The 26,472-nt window shown below is 48.5% G+C and carries 21 protein-coding genes and 1 tRNA gene; 16 read left to right on the top strand and 6 right to left on the bottom strand.

The window, feature by feature from the left end; genetic code table 11:
• Positions 1-42 precede the first annotated feature (42 nt).
• From T325_RS02490 to T325_RS02480, 3 genes are read left to right on the top strand one after another with little or no spacing between them, the layout of a single operon-like run.
• Positions 43-1,920, top strand: coding sequence for a hypothetical protein (locus T325_RS02490; protein WP_197051298.1), 1,878 nt, complete (start codon positions 43-45; stop codon positions 1,918-1,920).
• 15 nt (positions 1,921-1,935) lie between these two features.
• Positions 1,936-3,333 (top strand): MATE family efflux transporter, encoded by a 1,398-nt coding sequence (locus T325_RS02485; protein WP_036910199.1) that lies wholly within the window; start codon positions 1,936-1,938, stop codon positions 3,331-3,333.
• Positions 3,330-4,082, top strand: a complete 753-nt coding sequence (locus T325_RS02480) for a peptidylprolyl isomerase (protein WP_081911016.1) — start codon at positions 3,330-3,332, stop codon at positions 4,080-4,082. The genes T325_RS02485 and T325_RS02480 overlap by 4 nt, the downstream gene beginning before the upstream one ends.
• A 390-nt stretch (positions 4,083-4,472) precedes the next feature.
• Here the strand turns inward: T325_RS02480 and rsmA are convergent, their stop codons facing one another.
• Entirely contained in the window at positions 4,473-5,303 is an 831-nt protein-coding gene (gene rsmA, locus T325_RS02475) for a 16S rRNA (adenine(1518)-N(6)/adenine(1519)-N(6))-dimethyltransferase RsmA (protein WP_036910198.1), read from the bottom strand.
• A 437-nt stretch (positions 5,304-5,740) separates the two neighbouring features.
• Here rsmA and T325_RS02470 point away from each other — a divergent pair, with 437 nt between their 5' ends.
• The 8 genes from T325_RS02470 (at position 5,741) to T325_RS02435 (ending at position 14,909) form a co-directional block, all read left to right on the top strand.
• Entirely contained in the window at positions 5,741-6,742 is a 1,002-nt protein-coding gene (locus T325_RS02470) for a lysylphosphatidylglycerol synthase transmembrane domain-containing protein (RefSeq protein ID WP_036910197.1), read from the top strand.
• 2 nt (positions 6,743-6,744) lie between these two features.
• Positions 6,745-8,202 (top strand): aminoacyl-histidine dipeptidase, encoded by a 1,458-nt coding sequence (locus tag T325_RS02465; protein ID WP_036910196.1) that lies wholly within the window; start codon positions 6,745-6,747, stop codon positions 8,200-8,202.
• A 198-nt stretch (positions 8,203-8,400) separates the two neighbouring features.
• Positions 8,401-9,327, top strand: a complete 927-nt coding sequence (locus T325_RS02460) for a magnesium transporter CorA family protein (protein ID WP_036910195.1) — start codon at positions 8,401-8,403, stop codon at positions 9,325-9,327.
• A 183-nt stretch (positions 9,328-9,510) separates the two neighbouring features.
• On the top strand, positions 9,511-11,319 hold the full coding sequence (locus T325_RS02455) for a DUF349 domain-containing protein (RefSeq protein WP_036910441.1): 1,809 nt from the start codon (positions 9,511-9,513) through the stop codon (positions 11,317-11,319).
• A 126-nt stretch (positions 11,320-11,445) separates the two neighbouring features.
• Positions 11,446-11,516: transfer RNA gene (locus T325_RS02450), tRNA-Gln, on the top strand.
• Between the two features lie 129 nt (positions 11,517-11,645).
• Entirely contained in the window at positions 11,646-11,996 is a 351-nt protein-coding gene (rsfS, locus tag T325_RS02445; protein ID WP_036910194.1) for a ribosome silencing factor, read from the top strand.
• A gap of 13 nt (positions 11,997-12,009) precedes the next feature.
• Positions 12,010-14,055 carry an ATP-dependent zinc metalloprotease FtsH gene (ftsH, locus tag T325_RS02440; RefSeq protein WP_036910193.1) on the top strand — a complete coding sequence of 682 codons (2,046 nt, stop codon included), beginning with the start codon at positions 12,010-12,012 and terminating at the stop codon, positions 14,053-14,055.
• Positions 14,056-14,057: 2 nt separating this feature from the next.
• Positions 14,058-14,909: a phosphatidate cytidylyltransferase gene (locus T325_RS02435; protein ID WP_036910192.1), complete on the top strand. Its 852-nt coding sequence runs from the start codon at positions 14,058-14,060 to the stop codon at positions 14,907-14,909.
• Between the two features lie 443 nt (positions 14,910-15,352).
• Here the strand turns inward: T325_RS02435 and T325_RS02430 are convergent, their stop codons facing one another.
• Positions 15,353-15,823, bottom strand: a complete 471-nt coding sequence (locus tag T325_RS02430; protein WP_036910191.1) for a hypothetical protein — start codon at positions 15,821-15,823, stop codon at positions 15,353-15,355.
• A 148-nt stretch (positions 15,824-15,971) separates the two neighbouring features.
• Between T325_RS02430 and T325_RS02425 the strand changes: the two genes are divergently transcribed.
• Together T325_RS02425 and T325_RS02420 are read left to right on the top strand one after the other, a co-directional pair.
• A complete protein-coding gene (locus tag T325_RS02425) occupies positions 15,972-18,029 on the top strand; it encodes a TonB-dependent receptor plug domain-containing protein (protein ID WP_036910190.1) in 2,058 nt (685 codons plus the stop codon).
• 4 nt (positions 18,030-18,033) lie between these two features.
• Positions 18,034-18,825 (top strand): DUF4249 domain-containing protein, encoded by a 792-nt coding sequence (locus tag T325_RS02420; RefSeq protein WP_036910189.1) that lies wholly within the window; start codon positions 18,034-18,036, stop codon positions 18,823-18,825.
• Here the strand turns inward: T325_RS02420 and T325_RS02415 are convergent.
• Complete coding sequence (locus T325_RS02415; protein ID WP_036910188.1) at positions 18,795-19,280, bottom strand: lipocalin-like domain-containing protein; 486 nt, start codon at positions 19,278-19,280, stop codon at positions 18,795-18,797. The two genes, T325_RS02420 and T325_RS02415, sit on opposite strands and share 31 nt — an antisense overlap.
• Positions 19,270-20,283, bottom strand: coding sequence for an aspartate-semialdehyde dehydrogenase (locus tag T325_RS02410; RefSeq protein ID WP_036910187.1), 1,014 nt, complete (start codon positions 20,281-20,283; stop codon positions 19,270-19,272). The genes T325_RS02415 and T325_RS02410 overlap by 11 nt, the downstream gene beginning before the upstream one ends.
• Before the next feature lie 103 nt (positions 20,284-20,386).
• Here T325_RS02410 and T325_RS02405 point away from each other — a divergent pair, with 103 nt between their 5' ends.
• From T325_RS02405 to T325_RS02395, 3 genes are read left to right on the top strand one after another with little or no spacing between them, the layout of a single operon-like run.
• Positions 20,387-22,525 carry a cation:proton antiporter gene (locus T325_RS02405; protein ID WP_036910186.1) on the top strand — a complete coding sequence of 713 codons (2,139 nt, stop codon included), beginning with the start codon at positions 20,387-20,389 and terminating at the stop codon, positions 22,523-22,525.
• Positions 22,526-22,531: 6 nt separating this feature from the next.
• Positions 22,532-23,239: an ABC transporter ATP-binding protein gene (locus T325_RS02400; RefSeq protein WP_036910185.1), complete on the top strand. Its 708-nt coding sequence runs from the start codon at positions 22,532-22,534 to the stop codon at positions 23,237-23,239.
• Positions 23,203-24,048: a CvfB family protein gene (locus T325_RS02395; RefSeq protein WP_036910184.1), complete on the top strand. Its 846-nt coding sequence runs from the start codon at positions 23,203-23,205 to the stop codon at positions 24,046-24,048. The genes T325_RS02400 and T325_RS02395 overlap by 37 nt, the downstream gene beginning before the upstream one ends.
• A gap of 34 nt (positions 24,049-24,082) precedes the next feature.
• Here T325_RS02395 and asnS read toward each other — a convergent pair whose 3' ends face one another.
• Together asnS and T325_RS02385 are read right to left on the bottom strand one after the other, a co-directional pair.
• The gene (asnS, locus tag T325_RS02390) at positions 24,083-25,522 is read right to left on the bottom strand and encodes an asparagine--tRNA ligase (protein WP_036910183.1); all 1,440 of its coding nucleotides are present in this window, start codon (positions 25,520-25,522) and stop codon (positions 24,083-24,085) included.
• A gap of 11 nt (positions 25,523-25,533) precedes the next feature.
• Positions 25,534-26,472 (bottom strand): pseudouridine synthase (locus tag T325_RS02385; protein ID WP_036910182.1); only part of this gene is annotated, 939 nt, incomplete at its 5' end.

Raw genomic sequence — 26,472 nt, 5'->3', positions numbered from 1 at the left:
AACATCGCATCTGATTAGTTACCAACCAAAATAAACATTGATATGACAAAGTATTCATTACTCAGGAATACGCTCTGCATGGCAATATGCCTGCTGGCAACATTATCCACATCAGCCAAACACAACCATTTCAAGGTCTCAGTCTACGTACGTGCCAACGAGGTACAGAAAATGAAAGATACCCAGTGGCTCGAAACCTCATGGGCCACCATCTCCAACCAGTTGGATGTAGACAAGATATTCTTGGAGACGCATCGTGACCTGTTGCTTGTCGACGATGCGACCATAGAGAAAGCCAAGCAGTTCTTCCTGAAACAGGGAATAGAGGTGGCTGGCGGCATCACTTATACCATTAACGAGAGTAATGACTTCGAGACTTTCTGCTACTCGGACCCTGAGCATCGCAAGATGGTGCAGAAGATAGCGGAAACCACAGCCCGCCATTTCGATGAGTTTCTGCTCGACGACTTCTTCTTCACCAGTTGCAAGAGTCCTGTTGAAGTGGCTGCGAAAGGTAAGAAGACCTGGACGGAGTATCGTCTGCAGCTAATGAACGATGCAGCCAGAAACCTGGTCCTCGGGCCCGCCAAGGCTGTGAATCCTAAGGTGAAGGTCATCATCAAGTATCCTAACTGGTACGACCATTTTCAAGGACTCGGCTTCAATCTTGAAGACGGGCCAAGACTCTTTGACGGCATCTGGACGGGTACTGAGACGCGCGACCCTGCAAGCGCCCAGCACCTTCAGAACTATCTGAGCTACAACATTATACGTTATTTCGAGAACCTACGTCCAGGGTACAACGGAGGAGGATGGGTTGACGCTGGCGGCATTCAGATGAGTATGGACCGTTATGCAGAGCAACTCCATCTTACGGCTATTGCTAAGGCGCGCGACGTGATGCTCTTTGCCTACAATCAGTTGCTCGACGTCCCCCTAAACGACAGTTTCCGTGCCTCATGGCAGGGTACAGGCACCAGCTGGGACTACGACGAGATGAGAGCCCCCTTCAAGAAAGGCAACAAAACGATAACTCCCACCACGATGGCCCGTATTGCCGACATCACCCTGCGCAAGGCCGACAATCTGGTGGGAAAACTGGGCAATCCCATAGGCATCAAGTCATATAAGCCCTTCCATGCATTGGGCGAGGACTTCCTGCAGAACTATCTGGGTATGATTGGTCTACCTATGAACATGTATCCAACTTTTGCCAACGATCAGAAGATCATTCTGCTGACAGAGCAGGCTGCAGGCGACCCAGACATCATGGAAAAGATAAAAGGCCAGCTGACAAGCGGCAGAGACGTCATCATCACCAGTGGCCTGTTGAAGGCTATCCCAGAGAAGATCGCGGAAGTGTGCGAACTGCGCTGCTCTGACCTAAAGGCGCTCGTCAGCGACTTTGGCAGATATGGCAAAAGCTCACGCGACATTCTGATTCCACAAGTGCGATATCAGACGAATGACAGTTGGGAGGTGGTCAGCGCCGGACGTCCATTGACAGGCGGCGTCTCTGGCTTCCCCATTCTTCACAAAGCCAAGTATACCGACGGCTATCTCTACGTGCTCACAATCCCTGACGATATGGGTAACCTCTACGACTACCCAGCCGCAGCGCTGACAGAGATCCGTCGCACAATGAGTCAGGACTTGGATTTCTATCTTGAAGGGCCTGCCAAGGTAAGTCTTTTCCTATACGACAATCACACGTTGATTGTTGAGAACTTCAACGATGACCCCATAGACATCAAGCTGGCGTGCGAACCAGAGCGGTTCAAACGTCTGGCGAATCTCGAAGACGGCACTTCCATCCAAGGCAAACAAGAGGACTACTGGGTGGGCTGGAACAAAAAGAGAGCCACTAAGTTTGCCGTTTCGCTGAAACCTCATTCTTATATGGCGTTCAGCTATGAGTAAGATATAAACTAAAGAATGAAGAAAGTAAAGAATAGCGAACTGCTGCTATCCTATATCCGCGAGGGCCGTACGATGACACAGAGGGAGAAGCTCTGGCTCATCGTCAGCCTGAGTATTCCCTCTATTCTGGCGCAGATTTCTGCGACAGTGATGTTTTTCATCGACGCCTCGATGGTGGGACACCTGGGTGCCAAAGCTTCTGCAGCCATCGGACTAGTGGAATCGACCGGCTGGCTCTTGGGGGGACTAGCCCACGCAGCCTCGTTGGGATTCTCCGTACAAGTAGCCCATTTCATTGGCGCCAACGATTTTGAAGCCGCACGCAAAGTGCTCCGTCAGTCGTTGGTGTGCTGTTTCCTTTGGGCTCTGATTATCTCCACAACCTCTCTTGTCATTGCGCCTTATCTGCCATATTGGCTGGGTGGAACAGAGGAGATAGCCCGTGATGCGTCGCTCTATTTCGCCATCTTCGGTGTCTGTGGCATCTTCTTCCAGATGGAAGGTCTGGCAGGCTCGATGCTGAAATGCTCGGGCAACATGAAAATACCCTCAATGCTGAACATCGGTATGTGTGTGATGGATGTCATCTTCAACTACCTGTTTATTTATGTGCTCAACATGGGAGTTGTAGGTGCTGCGATAGGAACAGGCATGGCAATGTTTGTCACAGCCTGCCTGATGATGTACTTCCTGCTGGTAAAGTCGAAAATGCTCGCATTAGTTGGGCATCCAGGGTCATTTAAGCCCAGAGAAGAGACCATCAAAACGGCCTTTAAGATTGGTGCTCCAATGGGATTACAGCATCTACTAATGGGTTCTGCTCAGATAGTAAGTACCTTAATCGTGGCTCCATTGGGAACGATATCCATTGCGGCCCATTCGCTGGCCATCACAGTAGAGAGCCTCTGCTACATGCCTGGCTACGGTATTGCCGAGGCAGCAACAACCCTTGTAGGACAAGGTATCGGCGCAGGTCAGAGAATTCTCACTCGTTCATTCGCCTATCTGTCCGTAGGACTGGGTATTACGGTGATGACGGTGATGGGTGTCTTGATGTGGATATTCGCTCCAGAACTGATGGGTATCATGTCGCCTGTTGAAGAGGTGATCAGTCTGGGTACAGAGGTATTAAGGATTGAAGCATGGGCAGAACCGATGTTTGCTGCAGCTATCGTAGCTAATGGTGTGTTTATTGGGGCTGGAGACACGATCATCCCAGCTATCATGAGCCTTTCATCCATGTGGGCGGTTCGACTCACACTTGCAGCTACACTTGCCCCGAAGTATGGTCTGAAAGGCGTTTGGACAGCTATGGCCATCGAACTGACTTTCCGTGGTAGTATTTTCCTGGCAAGGCTTTTTAAAGGCGGTTGGGCCGAGAAGTTAAAACTAAAAAAAGAAGAAGAAAGATGAAGAAATTTATCCTATTACTAATCACTATTCAGTGTTCTCTATCTGTTGTAACAGCTCAAACAAAAAATACAGAGGTCCTTTTCGAGACCACCGCTGGTAATATCCGTATCGCGCTCTATGACGAGACTCCTCTAACGCGTGACAACTTCCTGAAAATAACGAAACTGGGAATTTATGACTCCCTACTTTTCCACCGCGTCATCAAGGACTTTATGATTCAGAGTGGCGACACAAACAGTAAACACGCAAAACCCGGTGAGCTACTTGGCACTGGCGATTTTGACTATACCACAGAAGCGGAATTCCGTCTGCCACAGATTTTCCACCGTCGTGGTGTGGTGGCTATGGCCAGAGAAGGCGACAATGTAAATCCAGAACGTCGGAGTTCGGCCTGTCAATTCTATATCGTATGGGGAAAAATCTTTGATGATAAACGGATTGACAAATTACAGGAGAAACTGGACTCAACCACTCAGGGGCAAGTGAAACTCACACCCGAGATGATTGATACTTATAAAACAATAGGCGGCACACCTCATCTTGACGGCCAATATACCGTTTTCGGCGAAGTTATTGAGGGCATGGATGTTGTAGAGAAGATCCAACAAGTTGAAACCGATAAGAATGACCGTCCCATAGAGGATATCCGTATTCTAAAGGCTACAGTTACAAAAGACCTACCCAAATCCAAAATCGAGAAAAAAACTGTGACGAAGAAAGTTGTGGGGAAACCCCTCAGAAAGAAATAGACACAAAAAAAAAGCCGCTCAAGGGTCATCAACGACTCGAGGGCGGCGCCAACAATCTATGAATAACTAAAAACCTTTTTTCTTGAGAAGAAACGGAGTGTCACCACTGCGTCTGTTATCCTTACTAACAAATCTTTCTAACACCTTAGAAAATACCTATCTCAAATCAAATTTAATAAACCTAAAACCAAAATTCTAACTAACTATTAACTCTAACTAAAACCTAAATCAATCTATATTTACCTTAAACTAATACCTCTGTATTATCATCACTTCTATTGAAGATTGTCAATTGTTTCCTTTTGACGATGCAAAGGTACGACGATTTTTGTAATCCGCAATGGATTATGCCCCACTTTCCTCAAAAAAGTGGCTTTCTTTTGATATAAATCAACCAATTGTGTGCGAACACACCTGTTTTGTGTTCGTAAACAGCTCTTTTTCAACCTTGTTTGTCAATTCCACAAACTCAGCAATAGACAACTGTTCGGGTCGGCGCGTCATCATTGAATCCTCTAAGAAGGCTTGAGACGCAGGATGATCACCATTGAAGATTTGACGCAGCGACACGCGCAACATCTTACGGCGCTGGTTAAACACCGTTTTAACAACACGACGGAAGAGCTGTTCATCACAGCCAAGATCGGTCACATCGTTACGCGTCATCCGAATCACCGCACTCTTCACCTTAGGGGGCGGATTGAACACACCTGGTTCAACAGTAAAGAGATATTCTACATGATACCAAGCCTGAATCAATACAGACAATATACCATACTGCTTATTGCCAGGCTGTGAAGCCATGCGCAGGGCCACCTCGCGTTGTATCATACCCGTGCAACAAGGTATCAGATCCTTATTATCAAGCATCTTAAAAAATATCTGCGAAGAAATGTCATAGGGATAATTACCCGTCAACACAAACTGCTGACCATCGAAGATTTCCTGAAGATCCATACGCAGGAAATCGCCACCTATTATATTATTATGTAGGCGTGGAAAGTGTTCCTGTAAATATGCCACCGACTCACGGTCTATTTCTACGACCTTAAAGGGTCTTGGTTTCTCTACAAGATACTGGGTCATCACTCCCATGCCCGGGCCCACCTCCAAAACAGGGATTTCAGGACATGCATCTACCGTGTCGGCTATCTGCTTGGCGATATTCAGATCGGTCAGAAAGTGCTGACCGAGATTCTTCTTGGGTCTAACTTGTTTCATGAGTGCAAAGATAGTATTTTTTACGTAAAATGCAAAACAAAAACAGGAAAAACAGGCAAGATTCACATCCTGCCTGCTTCTTCTATGCTTTCTTCTCTCATTTTTCAGTTTCTACTTCGTTTTCAGATCCATGCCGTTATCAGCTTTCATTGCCTCAGCAGCACATACTGCAACGATAAATGTTATCATAAATAATACTACCATATTCTTATTCTAATCTTTCAATTAGGTTATCCTGTGTTCTTTTTGATGCTGCAAAGGTACTTCTGTTTGCGTACACAGACAAGAAAAAACACATAAAAGGGTGAAAAACAGTTGATTCATTGACCCGTATCAATTTATTTCAGTACTTTGAGCTTCGCTCGAAAGTATATTGCATCTCAGAAATATCCAAATAAAATTTGGTATTTCAATCGATTTGTAGTACCTTTGTCCCCATGGAAATGAAAAATATCATGACCAACGCTGCAAAAATCATCTTTCCTATTCTGTTAGGTGGAGCGATTTTGTATTGGATGTATCGGGGGGAAGACTTCGGACGTATCAGTCATGTACTGACCAATGAGATGAACTGGACATGGATGCTATTGTCATTTCCCTTCGGTATTCTTGCACAGATGTTCCGTGGCTGGCGATGGAAACAGACGCTGGAACCTATAGATGAACATCCGCGCACATCTACAAGTCTGTATGCCGTCTTTCTGTCTTATGCCGTCAGCCTCATGATTCCCCGCATCGGTGAGTTCACACGTTGTGGCGTTCTAAAACGCTATGATGGCATATCATTTTCCAAGGCATTAGGCACTGTTGTTACAGAGCGAGCCATCGACACTCTAGTCGTAGGTGGCATTACGGGCCTCACCCTGTTATTCGAACTGAGCGTCTTCGGTACGTTCTTCGACAAGACCGGCACAAGTCTTGATACCATCTTCAACAAGTTCTCAGCCACAGGTTATCTTGTGACCGCAGTCTGTGTGATTGCCATCCTTATTCTAGTACATGTGCTTTTCCAGAGCCTCAATATATATAGTAAGGTGAAAGCCACTATCGGGAGCATCTGGCAGGGTATCATTTCATTGAAGGGAGTCAAGAACCAGCCCCTCTTCATTTTCTTCACCCTTGGTATCTGGGTAAGCTATTTCCTGCACTACTATCTCACGTTCTTCTGTTTCGACTTTACAGAACATCTTGGACTAGGATGTGCAATGGTGACATTCGTCGTAGGCTCTATCGCAGTTATCGTACCTACGCCTAATGGCGCAGGCCCTTGGCATTTCGCTGTAAAAACGATGCTTATTCTCTATGGCGTGATTGATGAGCACGCCCTCTATTTCGTACTGATTGTACATACTGTTCAGACTCTACTTGTCGTAGCACTTGGCGTATGGGCTTGGGCAGCACTCTCTTTTACAAAGCGTATAAACTCTAAAACGATATAACTATGAGTGAAATTAAAAATCTGAACCCAGCGTGCATCTGGAAAAACTTTTATGCACTGACCCAGGTACCACGCCCTAGTGGACATTTGGAGAAAATACAGCAGTTCCTGCTCGATTTCGGTAAGAAGGCAGGCGTCGAGGTTTTCAAAGATTCTGCCGACAATATTGTGATGCGCAAACCCGCTTCTCCTGGCATGGAAAACAAGAAGGGGGTCATTCTGCAGGCCCATATGGATATGGTACCCCAGAAGACGCCAGAGTCGACCCATAATTTCGAGACCGATCCCATCCAGCCATGGATTGACGGCGAGTGGGTGAAAGCAAAAGGGACCACTCTTGGAGCCGACAATGGCTTGGGTGTTGCAGCTATCATGGCTGTGATGGAAGACAAGACCTTGAAGCACGGCCCCATCGAAGCACTGATTACAGCCGACGAAGAGACGGGGATGTTTGGTGCCAACGCACTGCCAGAAGGCGAACTGAATGGCGATATTCTGATGAATCTCGACTCTGAGACATGGGGTAAGTTCGTCATTGGTTCTGCTGGCGGCATTGACATTACTGCCACACTTGACTATAAAGAAGTAGAGACCGATGCTGACGATGCAGCAGTCAAGGTCACCATTAAAGGACTTCGTGGCGGACACTCCGGACTTGAGATTCACGAGGGACGTGGTAATGCCAACAAGTTGCTCGTTCGGCTGGTTCGTGAAGCCATTGAGGAATGTGAGGCCCGTCTGGCAGGATGGCAGGGCGGCAACATGCGCAACGCTATTCCTTTCAAGGCCGAAGCGGTGCTGACACTTCCTAAAGAAAACGTTACAGCCTTGAAAGAACTGGCAGCCGATTGGCTTGAGGACTTCCAAGACGAGTTTAAGGGCATTGAGAGCGGCATTGAGGTTATCTGCGAAGATGTGGAGACTCCCAAAACAGAGGTTCCCGTAGAGATTCAAGACAATTTGATTGATGCCATCTACGCATGTCACGACGGCGTGGTTCGCATGATACCAAGCTATCCCGACGTAGTAGAGACATCCAGCAACCTGGCTATCATCAATATTGGCGATGGTAAGGCTTCACTGAAGATTCTGGCCCGTAGTAGCCGTGAGGATATGAAAGACTATATTGTCAAAACCCTCGAGAGTTGCTTCAATATGGCAGGTATGAAAGTTGAGACCGCAGGCAGCTATGGCGGTTGGGATCCAAACCCCGACTCAGAGATTCTGCATCTGCTGCTCAAGGAGTATAAAGACTTATTTGATAAAGATGGTATCATTCAGGTAGACCATGCAGGCCTGGAGTGTTCTATTATTCTTGGCAAGTACCCCCATCTCGATGTGGTAAGCCTTGGACCAACCATGAAGTCGCCTCACACGACAACAGAGCGCGCCCTTATCGAGACAGTGGCTCCATTCTGGCAACTTCTCAAGAAAACCCTTGAAGATATTCCTGAGAAATAAAAAAAACAAAAAATCGCGGATTTGCTTGGCAAGTCCGCGATTTTTAATTATCTTTGCACCCGATAATTAAAATATTAATAAAATTATGGACGATTACCCGGCGGACAATTACAATTCGTAATGGCGGGGGATGGCGAGCAAGGCTGCTAATCCCTTTGCCGCTAAAACCATTTCATAAACGAAAAAAGGATTAGCAAAATGAAGACTTTCTGGAACACCCAAGGCGGACTGACCCAGCTCCCAGAGTGGCAGCCCAATTGCTGGATACAGGTGACATGCCCCACCGAAGAAGACCAGCATGAACTCGAAGAAAAGTTCAACATCCCTGACTATTTCATGTCGGATATCAGCGATACCGACGAGCGTGCCCGTTATGAGTACGACGATGGTTGGATGCTCATTATCTTACGTATTCCCTATGTCAAGGAAATACGCTCAAGGACACCATACACAACAGTACCTCTCGGTATTATTCATAAGCGCGACGTCACTATCACCGTTTGTTTCTATGAGACCAACATGATGATTGATTTTGTATCGTTCCAGCAGAGACGCAACGTGGGCTTTACCGACCATGTCGACATGATATTCCGCCTGTTCCTCAGCAGTGCCGTTTGGTATCTGAAACGTCTGAAGCAGATATCTATGCTGGTAGACAAGGCCAAGCGTAATCTCGACAAAGAAGTGAATAATGAGAGTCTGATTGGTCTGAGCCGACTGCAAGACTCACTTACATACTTCCAGACTTCTATCCGAGGTAATGAGAACCTTCTGCAGAAACTGAAGTTCAAACTACAGATCGACGAACTTGACGCCGACCTGATTGAAGACGTCAACATTGAGATGACACAGGCTCGCGAGACAACCAGCATCTATTCCAACATCCTTGAGTCGACAATGGACACCTATCAGAGTATCATCAACAATAATATGAACACAGTGATGCGTACGCTCACCTCTGTTACAATTCTAATGATGATTCCGACACTCGTCACCTCGATGTTTGGTATGAATCTTGTCAACGGCATGGAGGCCAAACCATGGGGATTTATTTTTGCCATCGTTGTTTCTGTCGCTATCTCAGGAATAGCATGGTGGGTTTTCCGTCATAAACGATTGGTATAAAAAGTAAAAAGGTAAAAGGGTAAAAAGGTAAAACAGCAGCGAAATATGTTAAATAATTTAAATTGGAGCCGCTTTACCTTCTTACTTTTTTACTTTTTTAATTATTTTATGTAATTTTGACCCCAAATGCAGTGGTGCAATGCACCATACTATTCTCAAATCATAAACTAAAATAGTTAAATGATGGACTCTCAAGACAACATCCTCGAGCAGGAGGTAAAACAAGAAGTTATCCAGGAAGCTGAAGCTCCTGAAGTCACAAATGAAGCTGAAGCACAGCCCCGCAAGGTCTATGAGACCAAAGCTGAGGTTCTGCGCCGTGTGCAGGATATTGCCCATGGCGAGGAAACCCCTCAGAAGGAGGAAGTGGAAAACCTGAAGACTGCGTTCTATAAACTCCATGTTGCAGAGCGCGAAGCTCAGCTGAAGGCTTACCTTGATGCAGGCGGAGACCCTGAGAAGTATCAGATCACCCCCGACGAGGAAGAAGAGAAATTCAAGGCGGAGATGGGTATCATCAAGGAGCGCCGTGCCAAACTCTTCAAAGAGCAGGAGGCAGAAAAACAAGAAAACCTCACCAAAAAGCTCGACATCATTGAGAAGATTAAGGCAATGGTCACCACCCCTGAGGATGCGAACAAGAACTACCAGGAGTTTAAGGCTCTGCAACAGCAATGGCGCGAGATTAAAAACGTACCAGCAGAGAAGGCCAATGAATTGTGGCGCAACTACCAACTCTATGTTGAGCAGTTCTACGATATGCTCCGTCTGAATAGCGAAGCTCGTGAGTATGACTTCAAGAAGAACAAGGAACAGAAGGAGCGTCTTTGCGAAGCTGCTGAGAATCTCGCTAACGAAGAGGACATCATCAGTGCTTTCCATCAGCTCCAGAAGCTCCATCAGGAATATCGCGAGATCGGTCCTGTTGCCAAGGAACTCCGTGAAGAGATATGGAATCGCTTCAAGGCCGCGTCAACAGTCATCAACAAGCGCCATCAACAGCACTTCGAGGGTATTCGTGCCAAGGAAGAAGACAATCTGGCACGTAAGACTGTGCTCTGCGAGAAGGTTGAGGCCATTGCAGCTGAAGAGAATAAGGGAAGCGGCGACTGGGAGAAGCATACCAAACAGATTATCGATATCCAGACAGAATGGAAAACCATCGGTTTTGCCCCTCAGAAGATGAACGTGAAGATTTTCGAGCGTTTCCGTGCAGCCTGTGACGATTTCTTTGGGCGCAAGGCAGAATATTTCAAAGGACTCAAAGACACCTTTAAAGAGAACGCCGACAAGAAGCGTGCCCTTATTGAGAAAGCGAAGGCTCTTCAGGATTCAACAGATTGGAAATCCACAGGCGACAAGATGATTGCCTTACAAAAGGAATGGAAGACCATCGGCATGGTACCTAAGAAGCTGGGTGACCAACTATGGGAAGAGTTCCTGGGAGCATGCAACAAATTCTTTGAAGCCCGTAATGCCGCAGGTGCCGGACAGCGCAGTGAGGAGCATGCAAACCTGGACAAGAAACGTGATGTCATCGAGAAACTCAAGGCAGTGGCAGAAGAGGCCGGTGAGAATGTTCAGGACAAGGTTCAGCAACTCGTTGAGGAATATAATGCCATCGGCCATGTACCTTTCAAAGAGAAGGATAAGATCTATGAAGAGTATCATGCCGTGCTTGATAAACTTTATAAGGACTTGAACATCAGTGTGGCCAAGCGCCGTCTGAACAACTTCAAGCAAAGCCTTAAACAGGTAGCAGAACGCGGAGAGAATGCACTTGACAATGAGCGTGCCCGCCTGTTCCGCCAATACGAGGCAATCAAGCAGGAGGTTCAGACCTACGAGAATAATCTTGGTTTCCTGAATGCCAGTTCAAAGAAGGGCAACAGTCTTATCGACGAAATGAATCGTAAGGTTCAGAAACTAAAAGACGATATGAACCTGGTTCGTGAGAAAATCAAGGCTATCGACGCCGAAAACAAGGAATAACAGATAAGGAAATCCCGCCAATTGGCGGGATTTTTATCTTTTTTATAAATTTTCCTCCAAAAAGTTTTGGTAATTCAAGAAAAAGCAGTACCTTTGCACCCGCAATTCAAAATTGCAACCTTCCATTGGGGTATGGTGTAATGGTAACACTGCAGATTCTGGTCCTGCCTTTCCTGGTTCGAGTCCGGGTACCCCAACAGAAAATAAGAGGTTTCCAAGAAGGAAGCCTCTTTATTTTTTTCCCAAATCAAAATAAACTCTAATTTATTTTGCATTTCACCCGATTTACTGTACCTTTGCACCATTATTCACCTATTTATATATTAATGAAGGAATTAGTACGAACAATTACAGAAGCAATTCAAGAAAAAAAAGGTAGTAACATCGTCATAGCCGACCTGACGAAAATTGAGGGCACTATCTGCCAATATTTCATCATCTGTACAGGCAACTCACCTGCACAGGTTGATGCTATCACTGAGTCTGTCAGCGACATGGCTCGTGAGCGCCTGCATGAGAAGCCTGTCCATGTGGTAGGTCAGGAGAATGCCCAATGGGTGGCCATGGACTATAGCGACGTGCTGGTACATATTTTCCTGCCTGATGTTCGTGAGTATTACGACCTCGAGCATCTTTGGGAGGATGCCCCTTTAACACAAATACCCGATTTGGATTAAACATTAATAACTTATGGATAATAAGCAACTGAATAATAGTGGCAATGGGCCGAAGATGAATATGCCCCGGTTCAACATGAGTTGGATCTACCTCATCGCCATCCTTGCCCTCGGACTGCTCTACTTCTCAAGTGGCGGTTCCACCAACAGCAGTGTAAGCAAGACAGCCACATATAGTGAATTTAAGTCAATGGTCTCTCGGGGGTATGCTTCGAAGATTATTGTCAACAAGTCGCAGAGCATCCTCAAGATGTACGTCAAACCAGAACACATCCGTGACGTTTTCCATCAGGGCAGTCAGCAGACTGGTACCGACCCCTATGTAGAGGTAGAATTCGGTTCTATTGACCAGGTTGAGGGCTTTATCGAGAAATCAAAGGAAGATAAGACCTTTACTGGAAGCTACTCGTTTGAGAACAAACGGGAGAACGAGTTCTTTACCACTATTTTCTATAATCTGTTACCCTTTCTGGTACTTATTGGCCTGTGGATGTTCTTCTTCCGCCGCATGGGCGGCGGCGGTATCGGCGGTGGAGGCGGTGTCTTCAGCGTCGGCAAGTCAAAAGCCAAGATGTATGAGAAGGGAGGCGACCTGGGTATCACATTTAAGGACGTTGCGGGTCAGGCCGGTGCTAAGCAGGAGATTCAGGAGATTGTAGACTTCCTGAAGAACCCACAGAAATATACAGATCTGGGAGGTAAGATACCCAAGGGAGCTCTGTTGGTAGGCCCTCCAGGAACAGGTAAAACTCTGCTTGCAAAGGCAGTAGCTGGTGAGGCTGGAGTACCATTCTTCTCGATGAGTGGTTCCGACTTCGTTGAGATGTTTGTGGGTGTTGGTGCATCGCGTGTGCGCGACCTGTTCCAGCAGGCCAAGCAGAAAAGTCCATGTATCATCTTCATCGATGAGATTGATGCCGTGGGGCGTGCCCGTTCAAAGAACCCTGCTATGGGTGGTAATGACGAGCGCGAGAACACGCTGAACGCCCTGCTCACCGAGATGGATGGCTTTGGAACTAACAGCGGTATCATTATCCTTGCAGCCACCAACCGTGCCGACATGCTTGACTCCGCCCTGTTGCGTGCAGGACGTTTCGACCGTCAGATACACGTCGACCTGCCCGACTTGAATGAACGTAAGGAGGTCTTTCAGGTTCATCTCAAGCCCGTTAAGACCGACGACAGCGTCGATATCGACTTCCTGGCTCGCCAGACACCAGGTTTCTCTGGTGCCGATATTGCCAACGTATGTAATGAGGCAGCCTTGATTGCCGCCCGACATAATAGCCCGACAGTAAGCAAACAGGATTTCCTCGATGCCGTAGACCGTATCATCGGTGGATTGGAAAAGAAGACCAAGGTGATGACACAGTCCGAGAAGCATTCTATCGCCATCCATGAGGCAGGTCATGCCACGATCTCTTGGTTCACCGAGTTTGCCAATCCATTGGTCAAAGTGTCTATCGTGCCACGTGGCCAGGCCCTTGGTGCTGCCTGGTATCTGCCCGAAGAGCGTGTGCTCCAGACGAAGGAGGCCATGCTCGACGAGATGTGTTCTCTCTTGGGAGGTCGTGCTGCCGAGGAGTTGTTCGTGGGTCATATCTCTACAGGCGCCATGAACGACTTAGAGCGCACCACCAAGCAGGCTTATGGCATGGTTGCCTATGCAGGTATGAGCGACAAGCTGCCCAATGTATGTTATTATAACAACGCAGAATATCAGTTCCAGAAGCCATATTCAGAGACCACCGCGAAAGTGATGGACGACGAGGTACTGAAGATGATCAACGAGCAGTATGAGCGCGCAAAGAAGATACTGACGGAGCACAAAGAGGGCCACGCCCAGCTGGCTCAGTTGCTGATTGACCGTGAGGTGATCTTTGCCGAGGATGTAGAAAAGATATTCGGCAAGCGCCCCTGGACCAGTCGTGCCGACGAGCTTCTTGAGGCTCAGATGAAAGCTGACGCAGAGCGCATGGCCGAAGAGCGTGCCAAGGAACTCGAGGCAGAAGCCAAAGAACTTGAGAACAAAGAAGAAACAAATAAAGTAGAGGAGTGACAATGAACAACTTTTTTGTAAGAGCCTTGACAGGTATTCTGTTTGTGGCTGTCATCGTGGCCAGCTTCCTTCACCCCGAGGCGATGGTGTTGCTGTTTGCCTTGATTACAGGTCTCACCATCTGGGAGTTCACCGGCTTGGTGAACCAGCGCGAGGCTATTACCACCAACCGCATGATCTCTACCGTGGCAGGTGTATACTTCTTCCTCGCCGTAGCAGGCTACAGCAGCGACCTGACCCCTTCAGCCGTGTTCATCCCCTATCTGGTTACGCTCATCTATCTGCTGGTGGCCGAGCTCTACCTGAAGCACGAGGACCCCATCCACGACTGGGCCTACACGATGATGAGCCAGCTCTACATCGCCCTGCCCTTCTCGTTGCTCAACGTCCTCGCCTTCCACTTAACGCCGCAGGGCTACGTAACCTACGACCCCATTCTACCCCTATCGGTGTTCGTGTTCCTTTGGCTCAACGACACGGGAGCCTACCTCTGCGGTTCGCTCCTTGGGCGTCATAAGCTCTTCCCCCGTGTCTCCCCAGGCAAGTCATGGGAAGGCAGCATTGGCGGAGGCATCATCGTGATGGCTATTGCCCTGCTTGTAGGCCATCTCACGGAACAGTACGGCGTCAATCAGTTCCAGCTCTCAGCCTTCCAATGGGCGGGGCTCGGCCTCACGGTTGTCGTCTTCGGCACATGGGGCGACCTGATAGAGAGCCTCTTCAAGCGCACTCTCGGCATCAAGGACAGCGGCAACATCCTTCCAGGCCATGGCGGTATGCTCGACCGTTTCGACTCCTCGCTTCTAGCCATCCCCGCCGCCACCGTCTATCTCTACACGCTGATTGTATTCTAGGCGGCAACAGACCCTGACCGAATTGTAAAGAAAACATGCATAAAAAAGCGCCTGCCGGCTTGCTCAATCTAGAGCAGCGGTAGGCGCTTTTTAGGTTCATACCGACCGAAAACGGGTTTGTCGTAAGGAAACTACGGGTTATATTACGACAAACTTAGGGTTTCCTTACGGCAAACCCAAGGTTTTTTCAGGTAAAACAAGTTGTTTTTCCTTTGTGGAGATAGCTTCCAAAGATGGAAAAGATAGACTCTTCGAGTACAAAACAAGTTGTTTTGTTCCGATAGATGACGTCTTTACGAGGGCGAAAGACTATCCGCTTTCGTAACAGTCACGTTCTCAATAGCTTACAAAAACGCCTCAAAACTCGCGTATTTGCAGTCAACAGACCGGCTGCTGACTAATTCGCGAGTTTTGAAAGTCCCTTTGTCAAGAAATCTTAGATATTATTTCCTGTCGTAGCGAACGGCGAGGGTGGGTCTGTAGGTATTCTCGAGGGTAAGTGTGATGAATCCGCCTTCGCCTTCAAACTTAGCCACCTTATGATCATCGCCATGCTTCGGCATGTTAGGCCATGCGCCAAGCTCCTTTTCAAACTCGTCGCGCATCTGCTGCCACAACTTGCGCGTGCTGTCGTTGGAGTGGAGATTCCAGTTCTCCTGCAGAGCAGCCACCTGTCCGTCCTTCTGGGCAATCACCAGGCGATAGCGCACAGCATCGCTTCCCATCACCACCATCTGGAAGGCAGAATCGGTCTTGGCAGAGTCGATGGCAAAGCCACGAGCCGCGAGTGAGTCGATAAATGTCTGAAAAGGCAGTCCCATCGACAGGCCGCGATAAGACAGGTCTTTCTTCTCTCCACTGTTACAAGCGCAAAGCGCCACTAACGCCATGACGGCTACAAGAATCTTCTTCATACGTTATTGTTTTATAGATGATGTTGGGTGCAAAGATAAGTAAAATATGAAACACTAAGACACAGAGATACAGAGTTTTTTGTTTTTTTATCAAAAATCTCAACGACACAGCATCCTTGTATTGGAAAAATATCGTACCTTTGCAACCATGTTTGCACTTAACACCCTGCTTGCGACCCTGTTGGCCATACCTGTGGCAGAGAGCGACACCATCCGAACGGAGCGTCTGGATGAGGTGGTGGTAACCTCTAACTCTGCCAGTCTGCGTATCGGACAGGTACAGACAGGAGCCGAACAGCTAAAGCTGAAGGAGCTCACTGCCTCGCCTCAGCTTTTTGGCAATCGCGACATTATGCGCAGCATCCAGCTGCTGCCTGGTGTAAAGGCAGAGAGCGACGCCTCCAGCGGATTCCAGGTGAGAGGCGGAACGGCCGCTCAGAACCTGATACTCCTGGACTTGGCGCCTGTATACAACGTGGGCCATTTGGGCGGACTCTTCTCTGCCTTCAACGACGATGCCTTGGCTGCCGCCACCTTATATAAGGGCATGCTGCCCGCTCAGTATGGCGATGCCTCGTCGGCTGTGCTCGACGTAACGAGCCGCACAGGCCATAAGCAAGAGTACCATGGAGGATTGAGCATCGGGCTGTTGGCAGCTAAAGCCACCATCGAGGGTCCCATCGTAAAAGACAAGGCCTCATTCCTTATCACGGCCCGAAGATCGTATATGGACATGTTCCTGAAGTTGACGGACAACTTCCGTAACAACACGCTCTACTTCTACGACGTAAATGCCAAGGCCGACTGGATCATCAACCGCCGCAACCAGCTCTTCCTGAATTTCTTCACAGGCCGCGACCGCACGGCTATTAACGATATGGCCGACATCCGTTGGAGCAACTTGTCGGCCAGTCTGAAGTGGCTGCACCACTTCACTGACGACTCACACGCTCAATCCACCTTATATTATAGCGGCTATGGTACTGACAACGGTATAGACATCCTCGACATGAATATCTGGTTCTCAGGGCATATCCGTCAGACGGGCTTCCGTCAGGACTTCCATCTAGCTCTGGGTAAGAACGTGATAGACGCCGGACTGCAGTCAGTATTGATGAACGTGAAGTCGGCAGAGTGGCAGCAAGTGACACTCCACGAGAAGGAGCAGCGCAGAGCCTGGGAGAATGCCGCCTGGGTGAACATGACCTTCCCCATAGGCTCCAAGGTAAACATATCAGCAGGCTTACGCCTCAACGCTTTCTCTCCACTGGGCGGCTCACTCTACTATGACATCGCTCCCGATGGAACCATCGACTGGTATTACAACTATGATAAGAACGAAATCGTGAAGACCCACCTCACGCTGGAGCCTCGCCTGAGCATGAACCTGAAGACGTCGGAGCTGACAAGCGTAAAACTGGGCTACGCACGCACATCGCAGAACCTGCACGCCATCAGGAACCAGAGCACCTCTACCCCCTTCGACCGCTACACCATGAGCAGTAACATCGTGAAGCCCGAGGTGGCCGACCAGGTGAGCGCGGGTTTCTATATGATGACGCCCTCGCAGATGTACGACTTCTCTTTAGAGACTTACTACCGCCACATCGACAACGTGCTCGACTATCGTGACGGCAAGTCGTTTGGCAGTGAGATAGAGATTGAACGCCTGGTGCTGCCTGGCCAGGGCAAGAGCTACGGCTTCGAGCTGAGTGCCCGCAAGAACAGTGGTCGGCTGACGGGCTGGGCCAGCTACACCCTCGCATGGTCGAAGACGCAGATCGACGGAGTAAACAACGGGAAATGGTATGATGCCAGCAACGACCGCCGTCACGACATAAACATCGTGGCCTTGTATCGGCTTAACAAACGATGGTCGATGAGCGCCTCATGGGTATTCAACAGTGGGCAGGCATTCACGGCTCCCAGCGGAAAATACCAGATAGAGGACAACTGGATTTACTACTACACCGAGCGTAACGGCTATCGCGCCCCCGACTATCACCACCTCGACGTGAGTGCCATGTGGAGCAAGCGCTACAAACATCACACAAAAGAGTGGGCTTTCAGCATCTACAATCTCTATAACCACTACAATCCGTATCTCATCAATTTCGAGGACAGTGAGAACGGGGCCCGTACAAGAGCTGTGCAATATTCGCTCTTCGGCATTGTACCAAGTGTATCGTTTAACATCAAATTCTGAAAATATGAAGTGGCTGAAATATGTTCTTATGCTCCTATGTCTGACCTCCTGCGAAAAGGACATTGACATTGACTATCACAAGGCAGAGAAGCGCTATGTGGTTGAGGCATCGGTCACCAATACAGGTACCACGGTACGCATCAGCCAAACCAATGCCATGGATGACAACTCTACCGTGAGCAACATCAACGACGCCACAGTAGTCATTACAGGCGACGACGGGACCAACGAGAGCATACCCTTTAGCAAAAACGGTTACTACACCTCAGCGCTCACGGGCAAACCTGGCATCACTTATCATATAGATGTACGTGTAGGCGGCGAGCACTTCACCTCCTCATCAACCATGCAACGCCTGCCAGTGATGAACAGCTTCCGTATTGTCAGAAAGAAGATTCTTTCAGAGAACTACATCCTCGGCGACATCCGCCTACAAGATATTCCCAACGAGGCCAACTGGTATTTCGTACACATCTACCGTAATAAGACAGGTTATCGCTGGTCGGTCTTGAAAGACGACACCAATCCCAACAAGGAACTGCAACAGTTGTTCGGTTTATTCCAAGAAGGCAGCAATGACGAGGACGTGCTCCACGAGGGAGAGGTCCTGCACATCGTGGTACGTGCCATCGACCAACGGGCATACGACTATCTATACTCCATGGAGCAGATGGACGAGACGGGCACTAACCCCATTAACAATTTTGCAGGGGGATGCTTAGGCTATTTCTCAGCCCATAGCGAGTTTTCCTTCGAAAGAGTTTATCACAAAGACGAGGTGGAAGATGAGGAATAACCTTTGCGAATGACAAAGGTCACCGTCACGTGATACTCCCCATTCTCATAGCGTAGCCATATAGTATCATCCGTAAACGTGACGACTTGGGCCAGGACTTTCTGTTCTGTCCCGTTCTCATCGAGATATTCCAGTTTCAGATTGTTATTGTCGCACTGATAAGTACCTTCATAAACAAGATGGCCAAACTGGTTCCACGAAGAGAACGTCCCCTTCCGCATCATACCATTGTAGGAACCATCAGCACGAAACATAAACTTGTCATAGGCAAGGTTTTCCGGTTCCAGGTCTGTGTTTCCTTCGATGACCACATCGCCTTCACCCCAGCCCCTTTGCCAAGTACCAACAATGAAATCGCCCAAACGACGACCATCATCATCACCTGTGCCGCAGCCAAGAAGAAAAAACAAGGTAGCCAGACAGGCTACCTTGTTTATAAGTTGTTTACTTAACATTACCTACTTTTACAAGATATTCAGCAATCTGTACGGCATTCAGGGCTGCACCCTTACGAATCTGGTCGCCAGAGAGCCAGAAGGTAAGTCCGTTTTCATCACTGATATCCTTACGGATACGACCTACATATACATCATCCTTGCCAGCAGTCTCGAGCGGCATGGGATATGTCAACGTCGTAGGATCATCCTTCAGGGTACAACCAGGCGCAGCGGCAATTGCTTTCTGAGCCTCCTCGACGCTGATGGGCTTCTCGGTCTCAATCCATACACTCTCAGAATGTGAGCGCAGTGACGACACGCGAACACACATAGCCGAGCACTTGGCATCGGTATGCATGATTTTACGAGTCTCGTTGTACATCTTCATTTCCTCCTTCGTGTAGCCATTGGGCTGGAACACGTCAATCTGAGGAATAACGTTATAGGCCAGCTGATGGGCAAACTTCTTGACGGTCTTCACCTCGCCCTCTTCAACCATCTCCTTATACTGCTGCTGCAACTCAGCCATGGCTGCCGCACCAGCACCCGAAGCACTCTGATAAGAAGCAACATGGATGCGCTTGATATGAGAGATCTTTTCCAGCGGCTGGAGAACTACAACCATCATGATTGTGGTACAGTTAGGATTGGCAATGATGCCACGGGGGCGATTCAGTGCATCCTCAGCATTGCACTCAGGCACTACCAAGGGAACATCATCCTCCATACGGAATGCACTTGAGTTGTCAATCATCACAGCACCATACTTGGTGATGGTCTCTGCAAACTCCTTCGACGTACCAGCACCAGCACTGGTAAAGGCGATATCAACATCCTTGAAGTCATCGTTATGCTGAAGTAACTTCACCTCAATCTCCTTACCCTTGAAGGTGTATTTCTTACCTGCGCTACGCTCAGAGCCAAACAACACCAGTTCATCCATCGGAAAATTACGCTCAGCGAGAATGCGAAGGAACTCTTGTCCTACCGCACCGCTTGCACCAACAATTGCTACTTTCATCTTGCCTTATTCTTTAATTGATTTACATTTTGGCTGCAAAATTACAAAAAATCCATGTAATCCATGTCATTCTGGCAAAAAAATTCGTACCTTTGCACACAGAATGACAATATTAACTGCATATCTGCCAATAACCGACCCCACATTAATCTTCTTTGTGGTGTTGCTGATTATCCTCTTTGCGCCTATCGTGATGAGTAAGTTGCGCATTCCCCACATCATCGGTATGGTGCTGGCAGGTGTGGTTATCGGGCAATATGGCTTCAACATTCTGGAGCGCGACAACTCTTTTGAACTCTTCGGCCGTGTAGGTCTGTATTATATCATGTTCCTGGCTGGACTGGAGATGGATATGGAAGGTGTGAAGAAACACTCCCGCAGGTTTTTCTTCTTTGGACTACTGACATGTCTCATACCCCTGATTCTCACCTACATCATGGCCATCACCATGCTGGGTTACTCTAGTACTGCATCTTTCCTGTTGGGATGTATCATGGCTTCAAACACTCTGATAGCCTACCCCATCATCGGGCGCTATGGCCTGCAACGCCACTCTAGCGTAGCCCTCAGCGTAGGGTCGTCCATGATCTCGCTGTTCATGGCTTTGGTGATGCTGGCCGCTCTCTCTGGCTCGTTCAGTCGCGACAGCGGCATCATGTTCTGGATGCTCTTTGTGCTCAAGTTCGCGGCTTTCTGTGTAGGCAGTATCATTCTCATCCCAAAGGTCACACGTTATTTCCTTCGCCGATATAGTGATGCGGTGATGCAGTACATCTTTGTAATGGCCATCATGTTCCTCAGTGCCGCTCTGACCTCGCTCATCGGTCTCGAAGGCATCTTCGGAGCATTCTTCTCCGGTTTGATACTCAACAGATATATTCCCCATGTATCCCCTTTGATGAACCGCATCGAATTTATCGGTAACGCCATCTTCATTCCCTATTTTCTGATCGGTGTAGGCATGCTTATCAATGTGCGCACGCTCTTTACGGGCATCGACGTGCTGTGGGTGGTATTTCTGATCGTATTCTTCGGTACATTCGGTAAGGCTGTGGCTGCCTACATCTCAAGCCTCATCTTCCGTCTGACAAAAGCCGATGGGAACATGATGTTCGGTCTCACATCTGCTCATGCAGCAGGCGCTATCGCTATGGTGATGGTTGGCATGCGTCTCGAAGTAGCCCCCGGACAGTATCTTGTCAACAACGATATGCTTAACGGTGTCGTCATCATGATTCTCTGCACATGCATCATCAGTACCATCATGACCGAACATGCATCCAAGCAGATTATCATTCAGGAGAAGAGTCATTTACAGGCCGAGATGCCAAAAGATGACGATGAGAAGATACTGCTCTGTGTAAAATATCCGGAGATAGCCCCGCATCTGCTCTATTTGTCGATGTTTATGCGAAATCAGCGATTGAACCGTGAACTAGTGGCTCTCAACGTAGTTTACGACGACCAGAATAGCAACAAGGCACGCGAACAGGGTCTGCGACTGCTCGAGAAGTTACAACAGACGGCCAGTGCTTCTGAGGTAAAAGTTCAGACACAGGTGCGATTGGCCACCAACATCGCTAACGGCATTAAGCATGCTTTCCGTGAGTTTGCCTGCTCCGAAATTATCATGGGTATGCATGTGCATACTGATATCAGCCCCCGCTTCTGGGGTGATTTCATACAGAGTCTTTATAATGGTCTGAACCGTCAGATTATCCTCACACGTTTCGTTCAACCGATGTCCACTCTGCGTCGCATTCAGGTTGCCGTACCATCTAGAGCAGAGTTTGAACCAGGATTCCACCGATGGTTGGAGCGTCTGAGCCGACTGGCTGGACAACTCGACTGCCGCATCCAGTTCCATGGGCGTAATGAATCACTCATACTCATCAAAGAATATATCAATAACCGCCATCCTAATGTCAGGGCAGAGTACACATCCATGGCCCATTGGAATGAGCTTCCCCAATTGGCTTCAGGCATTGCACCCGACCACCTCTTTGTAGTCATCACTGCACGTAAAGGCACCATTTCCTATAAGAATGCGCTTGAACGGTTGCCTGATGAACTTCAAAAGCATTTCTCAGGTAAGAACCTGATGATTATCTTCCCCGATCAGTATGGAAATACCAAGGATGAACGAATGAGTTTCACTGAGGCTCAGCACCATGAAGAGAAGAGTATCTATGATGCTATCCTGCGTTGGATTCATTCGCGACGCATTGCAAATAACAAATAAAGAATTATGATTGATATTAAGAATATTACGAAGAGCTTCGGAGCGTTGCAAGTGCTGAAAGGCATCGACCTCCATATCGATAAGGGCGAAGTGGTGAGCATCGTAGGTCCTTCCGGTGCTGGTAAAACCACCCTTCTGCAGATTATCGGTACCCTCGATCGCCCTGACACTGGATCCATTCTCATCGACAACATCGATATAACCAACCTCTCGCAAAAAAAACTGGCCGACTTCCGTAACCAGCACTTGGGGTTCGTGTTCCAGTTCCATCAGCTTCTCCCTGAGTTCTCTGCCATTGAAAACATCATGATTCCAGCTTATATCGCTGGGCTATCTCAGAAACAGGCACGTCAGCGTGCCAAGGACCTGTTGGCTTTTATGGGACTCAGCGACCGTGCGTCACATAAGCCCAACGAGCTCTCTGGTGGTGAGAAACAGCGTGTGGCAGTGGCTCGTGCCCTGGTGAACAATCCTGCAGTGATTCTGGCCGATGAACCTTCTGGTTCACTCGACACCAAGAATAAAGAGGAACTCCATCAACTCTTCTTCGATTTGCGTAACCAGTTTGGCCAGACCTTCGTCATCGTCACCCACGACGAGGGGCTCGCCTCCATCACAGACCGTACTATCCATCTGCGCGACGGTCTAATAGAAACTCCTATAATACCCCAAGAAACATGCTTAAACTCGGAGATTACAACACCCTCAGAATAGTAAAGACCGTCGATTTCGGTCTTTATCTAGATGGTGGCGAAGAAGGTGAGATACTTCTTCCCCAGCGTTATGTGACTAAGGACATGCACATCGGCGATGAGATTGAAGTATTCATCTACCTCGATCAGGAAGAGCGTCCTGTGGCTACAACCGAACATCCATATGCCAAGGTGGGCGAGTTTGTGAGTCTGGAGGTGGCATGGGTCAACCAGTTTGGCGCCTTTCTGAACTGGGGACTGATGAAGGATATCTTCTGTCCCTTCCGCGAACAGAAAAAGCGCATGGAACAAGGCCAGCGCCATATTGTATATATCAAGGTAGACGAGGACTCTTATCGTCTCATGGCTACGGCTAAGGTTGAGAAATACCTCACCACACCTATCATTACCGATCTGCCCTCACTGCAGCATGGTACCGAGGTGGATATCTTAGTGTGGCAGAAGACCGACTTGGGCTTCAAGGTCATCGTAAACAATAAGTTCCAGGGATTGATTTTCGATAACCAGATTTTCCAGCCACTGCATAGCGGCATGCGGCTCAAGGCCTACGTAGACCATGTGCGTCAGGATGGTAAGATCGACATTGTACTTCAGCAAAGCGGTCGTCAACAGACCCTCGACTTTGCCGAGGTGCTATTGCGCTATCTCTACGAGAACGATGGTTACTGTAACCTCGGCGACAAATCCCCCGCCGAGCTCATCTACGACCGCTTCCAGGTATCGAAGAAAGCCTACAAGAAAGCCATCGGCGATCTCTATAAGCGACGCCTGATTACGATTGAAGAAGAAGGCATCCGTTTAGCGAAATAAATAAAAGCCCCGCCAATCGGCGGGGCTTTTATATTTAGAACTCTGCTGATTTCGGTGTTCTTGGGAATGGGATTACATCACGGATGTTCTGCATTCCTGTTACGAACAGTATCAGGCGTTCGAAGCCCAGACCGAAGCCTGCGTGGGGGCAAGTACCCCAGCGACGTGTATCCAGATACCACCACAGATGGGTTGTATCCATCTTACGGCGTTCTACCTCGCCCATCAACTTGTCATAGCTCTCTTCACGTACTGAGCCACCAATAATCTCACCTATCTGCGGGAACAACACGTCAGTACCCTGCATGGTAGGACCAGGAGCCACAGCACCCTTATAACCTACAGAGCCGCCATCGGCAGTATCCTGATTCTGCTTCATGTAGAACGATTTGAACTCACGTGGGTAGTCGGTCATGATGACTGGCTTCTTGAAGTGCTCCTCTACGAGGTAGCGCTCGTGTTCAGAAGCAAGATCGTCGCCCCAGTTGCATGGGAACTCGAACTTCTTACCATTCTTAATAGCCTCCTGCAGAATGTTGATACCCTCGGTGTAAGGCAGACGGATGAAGGTCTCCTTCAGCACACCCTCCAGACGCTCAATCAGGGTCTTGTCAATCATCTTATTGAGGAACTCGAGATCGTCCTTACAGTTGTCAAGTGCCCAACGGACACAATACTTGATGAAATCCTCTTCAAGGTCCATCAACTCTTCCTGATCCAGGAAAGCAACCTCAGGCTCAACCATCCAGAATTCAGCCAGGTGGCGAGGTGTGTTACTGTTCTCTGCACGGAAGGTAGGACCGAAGGTGTAGATTGAGCCAAGTGCGGTGGCACCCAACTCACCCTCCAGCTGTCCGCTCACGGTCAGCGAAGTCTGCTCGCCGAAGAAATCGTCATCGTAGATAATCTTGCCGTTTTCGTCCTTCTTCAGGTCGTACAGGTTCTTGGTTGTAACCTGGAACATGTTACCTGCTCCCTCACAGTCTGATGCAGTGATCAGAGGGGTGTGGAAGTAGAAGAAACCATGCTCGTGGAAGTAGGTGTGGATAGCCATCGCCATGTTGTGGCGAATGCGCATCACAGCTCCGAATGTATTGGTACGCAAACGCATGTGAGCGTTCTTACGCATCACCTCGAAACTCTGGCCCTTCTTCTGCATAGGATAGTCGTTGCCGCACAGACCATAAACCTCCAGCTTGGTAGCCTGGATTTCGCTGCTCTGACCGGCACCCTGACTCTCAACCAATGTACCCTCGGCGCTAATGCAGGCACCAGTGGTGATATCCTTCAATACCTGCTCGTCGAACTTAGTGGGATCAACAACAATCTGCACATTCTTGATGGTAGAACCGTCGTTGAGGGCAATGAAGTCAACTGCTTTAGAGCTGCGGTGCGTGCGCACCCAACCCTTTACGCAAACTTCCTTGCCATATTCTGTGCTTTTCAGCACATCAATAATCTTTGTACGTTTCATATAATCTATTTTTACTCGTAAGCGCCCATGCGCAGACGATCAACCTCTTCCTCTGTCAGATAACGCCAGTCACCGCGCTTCAGGTTCTTCTTTGTCAGACCAGCAAACTGCACACGGTCGAGCTTCTGTACACGATAGCCCAGACTCTCGAAGATACGACGCACAATACGATTCTTACCGCTGTGGATCTCAATACCTACCTGTTTCTTATCTGTAGGATGAGCATACTGTACATCGTCGGCCTTGATCTCGCCGTCCTCCAGCTGTACACCCTCTGCAATCTGCTGCAAATCGTGGGCTGTAGCGTTCTTATCAAGATATACGTGGTAGATCTTCTTTTTAAGATACTTCGGATGAGTAAGCTTAGAAGCCAGATCACCATCGTTGGTCAGCAGGAGCACACCTGTAGTGTTGCGGTCCAGACGACCTACAGGATAAATACGCTCAGGACAAGCGTTCTTCACGAGATCCATCACAGTCTTGCGCTGCTGAGGATCATCGCTGGTAGTCACATAGTCCTTGGGTTTGTTCAGCAACACGTAAACCTTCTTCTCAATGTTTACAGGCTGATCGTGGAACTTCACCTCATCAGTACGAAGAATCTTTGTACCCAGTTCAGTAACCACCTGACCATTAACGGTAACTACACCTGCCTGGATGAACTCATCGGCCTCGCGACGACTGCAGATACCTGCATTAGCAAGGAATTTGTTCAAGCGCAGGGGCTCGTTGGGATCATAGTTAATCTCCTTATACTCGATACGTTTCTTCATTGAGTACTTTGCATTGGGATCGTAGTCGGCTGTACGCTGACGGGGACCCTTCTTGTATGGAGCACCATAGGGCTTTCCATATCCACCCTGCTGAGGACGACCGTAACCGCCCTGAGGACGCTGACCGTAACCGCCCTGAGGACGCTGACCATAGCCACCCTGAGGACGCTGACCATA

This window comes from Prevotella sp. FD3004 (assembly GCF_000746155.1).
Taxonomy (GTDB): Bacteria; Bacteroidota; Bacteroidia; order Bacteroidales; family Bacteroidaceae; genus Prevotella.
Note: the sequence above shows the minus strand (reverse complement) of the source record. Positions and strands in the feature narration are given on the sequence as shown.